This is a genomic window from Neptunomonas japonica JAMM 1380, from assembly GCF_016592555.1.
GTDB lineage: Bacteria > Pseudomonadota > Gammaproteobacteria > Pseudomonadales > Balneatricaceae > Neptunomonas > Neptunomonas japonica_A.
Genome location: NZ_AP014546.1, coordinates 2,081,300 through 2,094,252, shown reverse-complemented (window position 1 = coordinate 2,094,252; position 12,953 = coordinate 2,081,300). Strand labels below are relative to the sequence as shown.

Annotated in this window: 13 protein-coding genes; 5 read left to right on the top strand and 8 right to left on the bottom strand. The window is 41.9% G+C overall.

What is annotated here, in order from left to right:
• The first annotated feature begins 102 nt into the window (after positions 1–102).
• On the top strand, positions 103–984 hold the full coding sequence (locus tag NEJAP_RS09790) for a LysR family transcriptional regulator (RefSeq protein WP_201347071.1): 882 nt from the start codon (positions 103–105) through the stop codon (positions 982–984).
• A 75-nt stretch (positions 985–1,059) separates the two neighbouring features.
• On the opposite strand, the gene NEJAP_RS09785 is transcribed toward NEJAP_RS09790, so the two are convergent.
• Together NEJAP_RS09785 and NEJAP_RS09780 are read right to left on the bottom strand one after the other, a co-directional pair.
• Entirely contained in the window at positions 1,060–1,416 is a 357-nt protein-coding gene (locus NEJAP_RS09785; RefSeq protein WP_201347070.1) for a VOC family protein, read from the bottom strand.
• A gap of 32 nt (positions 1,417–1,448) precedes the next feature.
• Positions 1,449–2,168, bottom strand: a complete 720-nt coding sequence (locus tag NEJAP_RS09780; RefSeq protein ID WP_201347069.1) for an NAD(P)-dependent oxidoreductase — start codon at positions 2,166–2,168, stop codon at positions 1,449–1,451.
• Between the two features lie 95 nt (positions 2,169–2,263).
• Here NEJAP_RS09780 and NEJAP_RS09775 point away from each other — a divergent pair, with 95 nt between their 5' ends.
• Positions 2,264–3,157: a LysR family transcriptional regulator gene (locus NEJAP_RS09775; RefSeq protein WP_201347068.1), complete on the top strand. Its 894-nt coding sequence runs from the start codon at positions 2,264–2,266 to the stop codon at positions 3,155–3,157.
• A gap of 106 nt (positions 3,158–3,263) precedes the next feature.
• Here the strand turns inward: NEJAP_RS09775 and NEJAP_RS09770 are convergent, their stop codons facing one another.
• From NEJAP_RS09770 to NEJAP_RS09760, 3 genes are all read right to left on the bottom strand, one after another.
• A complete protein-coding gene (locus NEJAP_RS09770) occupies positions 3,264–3,686 on the bottom strand; it encodes a group II truncated hemoglobin (RefSeq protein ID WP_201347067.1) in 423 nt (140 codons plus the stop codon).
• A 113-nt stretch (positions 3,687–3,799) separates the two neighbouring features.
• On the bottom strand, positions 3,800–4,570 hold the full coding sequence (locus NEJAP_RS09765) for an NrdJb (RefSeq protein WP_201347066.1): 771 nt from the start codon (positions 4,568–4,570) through the stop codon (positions 3,800–3,802).
• A gap of 122 nt (positions 4,571–4,692) precedes the next feature.
• Positions 4,693–6,870, bottom strand: a complete 2,178-nt coding sequence (locus NEJAP_RS09760; RefSeq protein WP_201347065.1) for an adenosylcobalamin-dependent ribonucleoside-diphosphate reductase — start codon at positions 6,868–6,870, stop codon at positions 4,693–4,695.
• 321 nt (positions 6,871–7,191) lie between these two features.
• On the opposite strand from NEJAP_RS09760, the gene NEJAP_RS09755 reads away from it, so the two are divergent.
• Entirely contained in the window at positions 7,192–8,829 is a 1,638-nt protein-coding gene (locus tag NEJAP_RS09755; RefSeq protein WP_201347064.1) for an ATP-binding protein, read from the top strand.
• Here NEJAP_RS09755 and NEJAP_RS09750 read toward each other — a convergent pair.
• A complete protein-coding gene (locus NEJAP_RS09750) occupies positions 8,780–9,760 on the bottom strand; it encodes a TAXI family TRAP transporter solute-binding subunit (RefSeq protein ID WP_201347063.1) in 981 nt (326 codons plus the stop codon). The two genes, NEJAP_RS09755 and NEJAP_RS09750, sit on opposite strands and share 50 nt — an antisense overlap.
• 239 nt (positions 9,761–9,999) lie before the next feature.
• On the opposite strand from NEJAP_RS09750, the gene NEJAP_RS09745 reads away from it, so the two are divergent.
• Positions 10,000–10,761: a DUF4197 domain-containing protein gene (locus NEJAP_RS09745; RefSeq protein WP_201347062.1), complete on the top strand. Its 762-nt coding sequence runs from the start codon at positions 10,000–10,002 to the stop codon at positions 10,759–10,761.
• A 172-nt stretch (positions 10,762–10,933) separates the two neighbouring features.
• The gene (locus NEJAP_RS09740; protein ID WP_201347061.1) at positions 10,934–11,731 is read left to right on the top strand and encodes an ion transporter; all 798 of its coding nucleotides are present in this window, start codon (positions 10,934–10,936) and stop codon (positions 11,729–11,731) included.
• Positions 11,732–11,892: 161 nt separating this feature from the next.
• Here the strand turns inward: NEJAP_RS09740 and NEJAP_RS09735 are convergent, their stop codons facing one another.
• On the bottom strand, positions 11,893–12,078 hold the full coding sequence (locus NEJAP_RS09735; protein WP_201347060.1) for a hypothetical protein: 186 nt from the start codon (positions 12,076–12,078) through the stop codon (positions 11,893–11,895).
• Positions 12,079–12,167: 89 nt separating this feature from the next.
• Positions 12,168–12,809 carry a glutathione S-transferase gene (locus tag NEJAP_RS09730; RefSeq protein WP_201347059.1) on the bottom strand — a complete coding sequence of 214 codons (642 nt, stop codon included), beginning with the start codon at positions 12,807–12,809 and terminating at the stop codon, positions 12,168–12,170.
• Positions 12,810–12,953 lie beyond the last annotated feature (144 nt).

Here is a 12,953-nt window from a genome sequence, read left to right as displayed (position 1 = left end):
CGTATGCTTTGCCTTTCCTCTTGGGTATAAGCAATATAATATCTAGATAAATTAAACATAAAAGTTCATAATTTAGTGAATTAGTGTGAGTAAATTAGACACATGAAGCTTAAAACAACGTTAGAGCAATGGTTAACTTTATTTGAAATAGATAAAGCGGGGAGTATTCAAGCAGCGGCAGCGCAGATGAGTAAGAGCCATACCACGTTGATTTATGCGGTAAAAAAACTAGAGGATCAGCTTGATGTTGCTCTTGTAAGAGTTGAAGGGCGTCGAGCCGTGCTGACTCATGATGGGAAGTCGTTATTGCGCAGAGCGCAGTCGATGATCGAACAAGCTAAAGCACTAGAAGAGATCAGTAACCAGTTATCCCAAGGGTTTGAGTCAGAACTGATTGTCGCTGTTGATCATTTGTGTGACAGAAAGTGGCTATACGAGCCTTTGGCTACATTCCTTGCGCAAAACAACACGACATCTATTCAAATTGTTGAGACTTCACTCTCAAAAACAACGCGCATGGTAGTAGAAGAAAGCGCTGATATTTCGATTATTAACGTTCCGATTACTGATCACCCTTGCGAAGCCTTTGGTATGGTTATTATGTTGCCTGTGGCGGTTAGTACTCACCCATTAGCGAGCAATCCAGAGCCTTGTTTGGCTGACCTGGCTATGAATAGACAAATTGTAGTGAGAGATTTAGGGGAGTCAGACAGCTTAGATGTGGGTTGGCTAAAATCAAATCAACGGATAACTGTAGATAATTTTGACCATGCTTGGCAAGCGGCCAAGCAAGGGCTGGGTTACTGTCGTTTACCAAAGCACGTTATTGAAAGTCATAATGATCCTGAAATGCTCATTCTTAATGTTGAGCACGCAAGCTACTATCAAGTTCCACTACATGTAACGTTACCTAAAAATGCAAAAACTGGACCTGCGGCTAAGCGCCTATACGAGCTATTATTGGCTTCAGTTAATGAGAGGTAACTTGTTCGTCGCATTACACGTTATTCGCTTACATTTATCAAACACACTTACATCTCTTAGATATGAGATCCACTGTTACTCGAACAAGCATATTTTGTTTTTATCCAAGTCTCTTATATAAGCAGAAAACCTAGCGGAGCGTATGCCTGGTTTGCCTTCATCGATACCGCCCATTTCTAGCGCTTTGTTGTATAAGCGTTCCACCTCGGATGATGAGCCAAGGTTGAACCCAACCATTATGCCGTTTCCAAAGGTTGCTTCTTCACCATCAAACGGCTCTGCAACAGCAAACATAAAATCGTGTCCTGCCCATAACGTCATACGCCCTTGTGCATGTACTTTATTGATTTCACTTCCTTCAAATAAAGCATCGTAAAACTGAACAGCTTGTTCCATATTATTAGTGCCAAAGACGACGTAATTCATTTTCATATTTTTGTTTCCGTATGCTTGCATGAATATATTTAAATATTGTAAATAACCGGCATTTGGTGCTTCCATTTGCTCCATGTGGTGCCATTAGTGACCAACTCCGACATGAAGTGAGCAACGTTGATTCGGCTTGTTTTACCTGCATCAAAAATAGCGCTACGAATGGGAGATGCATAAGCTTTATATTCTGTGACTGACTCTTGGTTAATGAGGCTGTCGGGGCGAACAGCAACCCACTCAATCATCTTGTGGCTAGTATTAAAGCTTAGTTGCAAATACTCTGCTGCTAGCTCGTTGTCGGCGTGCGGGGGCAGCAAAAACCTTATCAAGCCAACGATAATGGATTGCCCAAGCGTTACCTTTTCACCCGCATGCTTATTTTGGTTGCCGGTAGTGTTCATTAAGATAAATTTTACGGGAGCAACTGGCTTGGTGTTTTCAATGGCACTGCATAAACGTTGAACTGCCTCAGTCACTAAGCGCCTTGGGTGAGCAAATATTCCTTTAAAAGTTAAGTTGTGACCCAAGCACGAAACAACGGCGCTACACCCTGCTACTTGCTGCAATAGTTCTGTATCGGTCATATCTAATAGACTGTATTCAGTCATCGTTAGGTTGTCATTTTGTTTTAAGGTATCTGGAAAATCACCAACACAACGGACAATAATTTTAACCTGTTGCCCTTGGGCTAATAACTGCTCGACCAGTAAGCGACCAGTTGCCCCACTGGCTCCAACAACGAGAGTAGTCATACTGTTCTCCGTACATTTATTCATTATTCGCAACTATACCTATACGAAAATAGAAGATATATTGCAGGTTTTGAATAATAGGTATGCGTTTTCGTATGAACTGGAGCTCTGTAAACTTCGATTGGAATCATACCCGTACATTTCTGGTGACGGCTGAAGAAGGCACCTTATCTGCTGCTGCAAAGGCGTTAGGTTTAACACAACCTACATTGAGTCGCCAAGTATCGGCGCTTGAAGCAGCTCTCGGCATAACGTTATTTGAGCGGGTTGGGCAACGGCTCGTCTTAACTGATAGCGGAATGGAACTGTTAGAGCATGCCCGTTTAATGCGCGATGCAGCCTTGCAGTTTTCACTATCAGCTACAGGGCAATCACAACAAATTGAAGGATCTGTGATTGTTTCTGCCGGTGAATTAGATGCTACATTTCGACTACCAAAGATCATCGCTAAATTACGACGAGAAGAGCCGGGTATTGATATAGAGGTGATTGTGACCAATGCCGCCAGCGACCTCAAACGGCGTGAGGCAGACATTGCTATTCGTAATTTTCGCCCGAAGCAAAATGATTTGATCGCAAAAAAACTCGGTGACGAAGTGGGCTGGCTCTATGGGACAAAGGGTTACTTAGCGCAGTTACCACAAATCACCCACTTTTCTGAGCTTAGCGATATTCAAATTATTGGTTTTGATCGAAGCAACACAGTATTGGACATGCTCAATCAACAGGGGTGGCAACTCTCTAAACAGAATTTCAAGCTCATCACTTCATTCCAGCTATTACAACTTGAGCTTTGCAAAGAAGGAATGGGGCTTATTTTTTTTCCTGAGCACTTGGGGGATAAAGACCCACGTTTAATTCGTGCATTTGAACATATGGGGCCGGTAATACGGCTACCCATTTGGTTAGTATGCCATCAAGAGTTAAGAACCAGCCTTAGGGTTCGCAGAGTGTTTGACTTTATAGCCGATGAGTTTAGTCGACTATAGAGCCTGAGAATAAAAATAAGCAGAATTATAGGATTTGATCAGGCCTACTGTACTCTACCCAGCGCCCCTCCCAAATGAGGCCCCGTCAACCTAGTCACTGATTATTTTATTCAATATTTCTCGCACATACTGTCTTGATTCGCTCAGCAGGCACACGTAGCTGCGTGATCAAATACACTTTAAATGGCTCTTCATAAGGCTGTACGTCTATGGCTTTTTGCATGCAGTGAAGCCATGCTTCGCTTTCTGCTTCACCAACGGGTAGATGTTTATGTGATGCAGGAATACTCATGCCGCCAAAATGTTGTGAGTAGAGCCTTGGACCACCGAGCCAACCTGATAAAAAGTAAGCCAGTTTTGTTCTGGATTCGGTTAAGTCACTTGGATGCATATCGCGAATGGTTTTAGATTCTGGAAATTCGCTCATATTATCGTAAAAGTCATCAACCAACTGAGTTAGGCCCGGTAGCTCACCTGCCGCTTTATATGAGTTATCGTTTACTCCGTATTCATTACTGTTCGTATTCATAAATATTACCGTGGTTTATCAATATCTGAGTTAATTTCTGCTGGTGCATAATATCCACCAGCAGTACACAACGCTACTGATTGGATAAGCAAACAGGCAAAAATAAGGAGTATTTAAGAGCACTTACTGTCACCACAACTCAGGCAGGTATAACAACCATCCATTAATATAGCGGCTTTTGTGTGGCACTTGTTACACAGCTGAGCGTTAGCAGGAAAACCGCCGTTATCATCATTCACTGCACTATTATTTACAGGATTACTACTAACGAGTTCTTTCTGTGTAGCACTCCTTCGGTCAAACTCTGCACGCTTTTCATCAAGAATTTTTTGTTGGTGTGAGTCTATTGATTGATTTTTAATTAAGCCGATCATTTTTAAGTGATTCTCAATTGATTCACCAATCTCCGCGACTAATGAGGGCATAAATTTACCGCCTTTTTTGAAATAACCACCTTTAGGGTCGAACACTGCTTTTAGCTCCTCAACCATAAAGGTGACATCACCACCTTTACGAAAGACAGCTGAAATTACCCGTGTAAGCGCCACTACCCACATAAAGTGATCCATATTCTTGGAGTTGATGAATATTTCGTACGGATGACGCTGCTCGTGTGGCGTATCTTGATTGAGAACGATATCGTTTATTGTGATGTACAGCGCATGTTCCGACATTGGCGTTTTTATTTTATAGGTTGAGCCCATAAGAAAGTCTGGGCGGCTTAGGTTCTCATGTACGGTTTCTAGGCACGGCTCAGCCCTCTTCTCTTGATTATGTTCTACTGCTTTTATAGCAGCCTCGGCTGTGTCTTGTGCGGTAATGACTTTATAACTAACGATAGCTTGGTCAATTTTAATAACTCTTTTTTGTTCTATGGATGGCATTTCGCTGTCCTTTTGGCTGCTTGTTTTGGCATTTTTGCGTAAAGTAGTCACTGTTATTTATGTGTAAACGTAAAGTTTTCGGATTAATTTATTGTCTTAAGTATTTGATATATAAAATGTATTTAAAATTTACCGTAGTAACCTTCTTTTAGTGCATCAAATAGATTAGCCGCTGTGTGTACCTCACCATCGTATTCAACCTCATCATTCCCTTTTAATTCTACGGTGCTGCCATCTGCCAGCGTAAACTCGTACAGGGTGTTTTCTAGGTCTTGCTCTTTTACCAGTACACCTTGGAAAGCCTCAGGATTAAAACGAAAAGTAGTACAACCTTTTAGACCCTGCTCATACGCATAAAGGTAAATATCTTTGAACTCATCATAAGGATAATCGGTGGGTACATTGGCGGTTTTAGAGATAGAGGAGTCTATCCATTTTTGGGCGGCCGCTTGTATATCGACATGTTGCTTTGGATGAATATCATCAGCACAGATGAAATAGTCGGGAAGCTGTTGCTCTGTGTTATCGCTGTAAGGCATGGCCTCTGCATTAATCAGATGGCGATACGCGAGAAGCTCATAAGAGAACACATCGACTTTCTCTTTAGATTTTTTCCCTTGGCGAATGATATTGCGTGAGTAGTGATGCGCAAAGCTCGGCTCAATGCCATTACTGGCGTTGTTGCCTATTGATAGTGCAATGGTTCCTGTTGGTGCTATGGAGCTATGATGGGTAAATCGGCAGCCATGCTCTGCTAATTGCTTAACTAGCTCAGGTTCACTTTTAGCTATCTTTTGCATATAGCGGCTATAACGGGCGTGAAGTACTTTACCTGCAACTAAATCTCCTGCTTTATAACCATCATCGAGCATCTCGGGGCGTTTGCGTAACATTTCGCCAGTTATTTCGAACTGCTCTTCCATAATGGGCGCTGCGCCCTTCTCTTTTGCCAAATCAAGGCCTGCACGCCAGCCCGTAATGGCTAATTCTTTGGTCACTTGTTCGGTAAAGGTTACGGATGCTGCATCACCGTACTGCATTTTAAGCATGGTAATAGTAGAACCGAGCCCAAGATAGCCCATACCATGGCGGCGCTTATGATTAATTTCATGGCGTTGCTCTGCTAACGGTAGCCCATTGATTTCTACCACGTTATCTAACATACGGGTAAAAATGGTAACCGTACTTTTAAAACTGTCCCAATCAAAGCGAGCCTGGTTGGTAAATGGATCTATCACGAACTTGGTAAGGTTAATGGAGCCGAGCAAACAACTACCGTAAGGTGGTAATGGCTGTTCTCCACATGGATTAGTTGCGCGGATATTTTCACAAAACCAATTATTATTTTGCTCATTGACCTTATCGATTAGAATAAAACCGGGTTCAGCAAAGTCGTATGTGGAACTCATAATGGCGTTCCATAGATGTGTTGCTCTTACTGTTTTACTAATTTTACAGGCCACCAACCCTTCGCTATTCGTGATATAACCTTGTTGAATCGGCCACTCTCGCCACAAAACCGTCTGTGTATCATTAAGGTTGATGTTGTCTCGCTGTTGTTCTTTCTCTGTTATTGGAAACGCTAATGGCCAGTCATTATCGGCATTGACGGCATGCATAAATGGGTCGCTAATGAGTAATGATAGGTTGAACTGTCGTAAGCGCGCATCTTCGCGTTTAGCTTTAATAAATTCGAGCACATCAGGGTGTCCTACATCAAAAGTGGCCATCTGCGCACCGCGACGGCCACCTGCTGAGGATACGGTAAAACACATACGATCAAATATATCCATAAAGGATAAAGGCCCAGACGTGTATGCTCCGGCGCCTGAGACAAAGGCATCTTTAGGTCGCAAGGTAGAGAACTCATAACCAATTCCACAACCTGCTTTTAACGTGAGCCCTGCTTCATGGTTCTTACCTAGGATGTCATCCATAGAATCGTAGATAGTTCCTGATACGGTGCAGTTGATTGTTGAAGTGGCAGGTTTGTGTTGTTGCGCTCCCGCGTTAGACATCACCCTACCAGCAGGAACAGCACCATGGCGTAATGCCCATAAAAACTCCTTGTACCAATGTGATTGGCTTTTATCATCGGCTTCTACCGCTGCCAAAGCTTTTGCAACACGAGTAAAAGAATCATCAATACAGTTGTCGAGCATTTCACCCTGCTTCGATTTTAAACAATATTTCGTATCCCAAATATCAAGCGATGTATCTTGCAAAGGTATTTCTGTTGTCGATGGTGCTGAGCTACTTAGCAGGCTTTTGAATACGGTGTTTTCTAACGATGCGGCCATGCGTTTTTCCTCTGATATAAAAGCACCTATATAGACAAGAGCAGATGATAGGTGCACATAAATAACTATATATTGATATATATATTATTAAAAACACTATATGTAGTATTTGATTTGTATCAAGGAAGAAAAGCCAATTCATCTAGAAAGCATGATTTCAACAATGTCACGACGAAATTATTCGTGTTCCTGCGGGTCAATGAGGAAAGTAAATGTCATGTTTCTAACTGCTATCATCTATACAAAGTGAATGAATAGGGTTTCGTCTGGCGTTTGTGCGGTTATGATAAGCAGATCATTCGTCTTTAAAGATTTATTACTATGCGACTGCTGCAACGCTTCCGTCAGCTCCGCCACCAAAAACCACTTGGGATGCGCTTACTTGCGGCTATCTTGTTATACAGCTCTGCTATTACGTTAATTGCTACGGGTACACAGCTGTGGCTAGACTACCGTTACGAGTTATCTGCCATTGATGAGCGTTTATTGCAGATCGAAGCCAGCTCAAGAAATAGTCTTGCAAATAGCTTGTGGGAAATTAGCCCTGCACAAATCCAAGTACAGCTGGATGGGTTGCTACAGCTGCCCGATGTACGCTATTTAGAGATCAACTCCTCTTTTAATGATTTTTATGTGGCGGGAAGTAAGCCAACAACTGGCGCTATTGTCGAGCGTCGCTATGCGCTTGAGCATCATGATGCAGACAGAGGGGCTATCTCCGTTGGTGAACTGACCCTAATTCTTAGCCTTGATGAGGTTTATCGTCGTTTGGCAGATAAAGTACTCGTTATATTAGCATCACAGGGAATTAAGACCTTTCTTGTCTCGATTTTTATCCTTACCTTATTTCATCGGCTCATAACTCAACATTTAGGTAGCATGGCAGCTTACGCGCGCCGACTTAAATTAGAGCATCTAGGTACACCACTCGACCTTAAACGCAATAGCAAGCATCAGGGTGACGAGTTAAGTCAGGTTGTTGATGCGATGAACAGCATGCGCCGCTCTATGCTGCATGATATGAGTAAGCGAGAAGATGCCGAGCGCTCGCTGGCCAAGCTCAATACAGAGCTAGAACAGCGTGTGGTTGACCGTACCAAAGAGCTCGAAGAGCGAAACCAAGAATTGCATGACACACTAGCAACGTTACGCTCAACACAGCAACAGTTGGTTGAGTCTGAAAAGCTGGCAGCATTAGGGGGCTTGGTTGCCGGTGTTGCCCATGAGATTAATACGCCTATCGGCATTGGCTTTACTGCTGCTTCTTTTCTCGCCGATCAAGCTCATTTATACCAACAACACTCACCCAATGATCCTTTAGCCAACACTGCCGTTGAGAGTAGCCGTTTAATCTGCCAAAATTTAGAGCGTGCAGCGCAGTTGATTAATGCCTTTAAGCTAGTTTCTGTAGACCAATCAAGTGAGCAGTGCCGCCGCTTTGATTTGATCCAATATCTTGATGAAGTTCTATTATCGCTCAATCCACGCCTTAAACAGTGTAAACCCGATATTGCTATTACTGGCCCTAAACACCTCATGATTGATAGCTACCCGGGTTGTTACTATCAGGTGCTCACTAACATGATTCTGAATTCATTGATTCATGGCTTTGAAGATCGCCCTGGTGGCGTTATTACGATTGATGTTAAGGCCGATGAAGATAACCTGATTATTGATTATCGTGATAATGGTGTGGGTATTCCTAAAGACTGGCAATACAAGGTATTTGAGCCGTTCATGACCACAAAACGTAATGAAGGCTGTAGTGGCTTAGGTATGCATATCGCGTTTAATTTGGTCAGTCAATTACTGCAAGGGCATATTTCCTGCTTATCCGATACATCAGGTGCACACTTTCGTTTGGAGTTGCCTATGGTGCTAGTACAAAAGCCTCTTTCTGATACACCCATTACTCTAACTGGGCCTGCGATAGTGGCTGTACTTCCCGAAAATACTTAGCAGCACCTGGGTGAAGTGGTAGAGGCATTGTTGAAGGCGCCATCATTTTTTCTGGCTTGAGTAAACGAAAAGCAGGGTGGAGTTTTTTAAAATTTTCAAACTGCTCAAATAATGATTTAACAACAGCATAGGCGACATCGTCAGGTAGATCGGCACGAGAAAATAAAGTTGCGTTAACACCCACTGTCAGTACATCAGGGGCATTTTCTGAATAAATATTGCCTGAAACACTCATTTCTCTATAGTGTGGATTTTGTTGTATGAGTGTATTTCTGTCTTGTTTTGATAAACCAATTAATTGGCTTTGGCAGTCTCTCAGTGCTTCTTTGATCGTACCACTAGGATGCCCCACTACATAGAGAGTTGCATCGATGCGGTTGTCACATAGCGCAGTCGCTTGTTCAGCAGGCGCTAATTCAGTGACCTCTTTAAAGTCACTAAGCTGCAAACCATGAGCCTTCATTAACAACTCAATGGTGTAACGTTGGCTAGTACCCAGCTTGCCAATATTGATACGTTTATTTTTAAGATCTTCGAAGTTCTGAATGCCGGCATCCGACCTCACCAGTATCGATATGTATTCAGGATATAAGCTAGTGAGTAACCGTAAAGGTATTTTAGACTGGGAAGAAGAGCTTTTATAAGCGTTATACAGTTGCCCTGCCTCTGCAATCCCCATATCCAACTCATGATTTGCTACTTGAATAAGGTTGGTAACAGAGCCTAATGTACTGCGAACGGCACAACGGATGCCATGCGTTTGACGGGTTTGGTTGATGAGTCTGCACAACGCACCACCTGTTGGATAATAGAGGCCTGTCACTCCTCCCGTGCCGAGTGTGATGACCTGGTTTTCAGCATATGCAGGTGCAATACCCAGAATAAAACAGAGTAATAAACAACGCTTAATATACTGCAACCGATGTATCATTATTGTTCTCAAGAGTTGATGTTTTATGATCTAAGAATGTAGCAGGCACAATACTTTAGTAGTATTCAAAGCATAATTGAGCTACTTATTACTTACTGTATATCAGAATAAGCTATTTTACGGTGGAAGTGGTTGTTACAGAATGATTATTGGTGAAATTTCTCATAAATTTGTGGCAACTGATTAGTGATAATCCGTTACACTAGCGCTATCTATAGACAAGGATGGAGGCTTTCATCATGCGTAAGTTAACAATGACTACCCTACTGCTTAGTGCAGCCATCGCAACTAGCAGCCATGCCGGCTGGAGCGATTTAGTTGAAAGTGTGAAAAAAACAGGGGGTGAGTTAATTAAACAACCCGCAACAAGTAATTCAGGGGTTAGTAGCGCATCATTATCATCCGAGACGCTTATTAATGGCTTAAGAGAAGCCTTGGTTATAGGTAGCGAGCGTGCTATCAAGCTTATTTCTGCCGAAGGCGGATTTCTTAATGATCCGCAAATCCGCGTGCCTATGCCTGTAGGTCTAGATCAATTAGCAGGACCATTGCGCAAATTTGGTATGAGTGAACAAGTCGATCAATTTGAGCAATCTATTAACCGTGCTGCTGAACGTGCTGCGCCACAAGCAACGGCTATTTTAGTTGATAACATCAAGAGTATGAGCTTTGAAGATGCTCGTAAAATTTATGAAGGCTCTGATGATGCGGCTACTCAATACTTTCGTGAAAAGGCTGGCCCGCAAATAGCTGCTTTATTTAAGCCAGAGGTTGATGGTGCCTTAGGTGAAGTGGGCGCAACTAAATATTACAATACGCTTGCGGCACAAGCGGCAGATCTACCGGTTATAGGTAAACAAGTTGATAGCGATCTTACCACTCATGTCACTAATGCCGCTTTGGATGGGTTGTTTCTAAAATTAGCCGCTGAAGAAAAGTTGATTCGTGAGAATCCAGCAGCACGCTCAACCGAGTTGCTGAAAAAGCTTTGGACCAATTGATCTGCTAAGTCTCGTTCTATTAATAAACACCGCATAAGTAAAAGAAGCTTATTATTTGTGCGGCGCTTTTTCTACATGTTAGATTGGCATTTCTCATCGTACATTTATAAAATGTGCGTAAAAATTTTCATCTTACGATCTCATAATAATACTTTCCTGAACTCTCTCAATCATGAATATTGATAATCTACAGTCTCGTTTTTACTCATTACGTCATAACCGATTTTTTGAGCTATTTGTTGTTGGTGTCATCTTGTTTTCTGCACTCGTTATCGGTGCCAAAACTTATGATATTCCCGACAACGTTCTGATGATCATCGGCTGGCTCGATGTGGGTATTACACTCTTTTTTCTGATCGAGGTGTCTGTTCGCTTTATTGGTGAGCCGCAAAAACGGAACTTTTTCAAAAATGCATGGAATGTCTTTGATACGCTTATCGTTATAGTAAGCTTAATACCGGTTGAAGACAGCGAACTCGCCCTGGTTGGTCGCTTAATACGCATATTTCGTGTCTTACGTATGGTATCCATTGTTCCTGAGTTGCGTTTATTACTGAATTCACTTCTTAAGGCATTACCGCAGTTGGGTTATGTCATCCTACTGATGTTTATCATCTTCTATATTTACGCTGCGGTAGGTGCATCATTTTTCGCGTCGATTAATGCCACATTGTGGGGCGATATCTCTATATCTATGCTGACATTGTTTCGTGTTATGACATTTGAGGACTGGACGGATGTGATGTATGAAACAATGGCTGTGTATTCATTTAGCTGGATTTATTATCTTTCGTTTATATTCCTCACAACCTTTGCGTTTTTAAACATGGTCATTGGTATTGTTGTCAACGTAATGGAAGAAGAGCATGCGATAGAAGCAAGGGAGCAAGCATTGGCCGATGGTGAACCAACCATTCAAGATTTATCTAATCAAATAAAAGAGCTCAAAGAGATACTGAAAAACAGATAAACAACAATATATGACCCTGCAGGTTCCTGTTAAAAACAGCTTCGCTTTACTTATAAGGTACTACAAAAAGTGAAGTTGTTTTTAACAAAAGACTTTAGCCTAGAGTAGTGAATGATTTTTTAACCAGATAATTCTTTGCCAATGACTGTATTTAGCTGATGCTATTCAGCTTCACATAAATCATAGTCAGTGTAGATATCCATGGGTATGTCGGAGGGTAAGCAAACAATAACTGCACAAACTTTACACCATGACTGATTAGTACTTTCGCCTAGTGATTCAACAACAGCTGCTTGATCGACAGCCCCTTGTTGCAAAAGCTTACTTTTACACGTTAAACAGTCCATATGTAATTCCCTGTAATATCACCGCAATCCTAGCAATAATTTTATTTTAGCAGGAATATTCTAGGGTTGCTTACATGACTGTACTTTTTCTATTCTGCGAGCCATTGTGGCTGCTTTTGCATGACTTGGGTAAACAAGTTTGAGTTAATCATTTTCTCTAACCAAGCCTGTAAATGTAGGTAAGGTGTCTGTAAAAACCAGCTACGGTCGACATGTGCGCATTGACGCACAAATGGGAAGAGCGCGATATCAGCCAATGTGTATCTATTTGTTAGTAAAAAACCATCATTAGATATAAGTTTTTGTTCTAATATAGCGAACCAGTTTTCACAGTGAGAGCGGTAGAACTCCATCGGATGCTCTAAGTAACGATCTGCATATTTATAGCGATCCAGCCAATATTTAAACTCATCGTCATTTTGCTTTATTAATACCTGAATTGCAGGCTTTAGCTCACTTGGTAACCAATGACTAGGGTCGTTCTGTTGCAAAGCCCAATACATGATATCGATACTTTCTTCTATGACACGACCATTAGGTAACTGTAAAACAGGCACGGTTCCTTTAGGAGAAATAGCGAGCAGTGATGTAGGTTTCTCTTTTAAAACAACTTCACGTAACTCTATATCCAAGTGGCTATTATAAATGGCTAAACGAGCCCGCATAGCATAAGGACAGCGTCGAAAAGAATATAAAATAGGAAGTGTTATTGTATTAGGTGGTATTGGCATAAACTCAATTTCATTAATGTTCTACTAACATGCACTAGAAACAGGCGCTCGTTCGTAGCATTATACGCATCCAGAACTTGATATGCGCCATTCTCAAGTTATTAACCTTGTAGTCTTGATGAATCACATCGGCCAGAAAAAGGA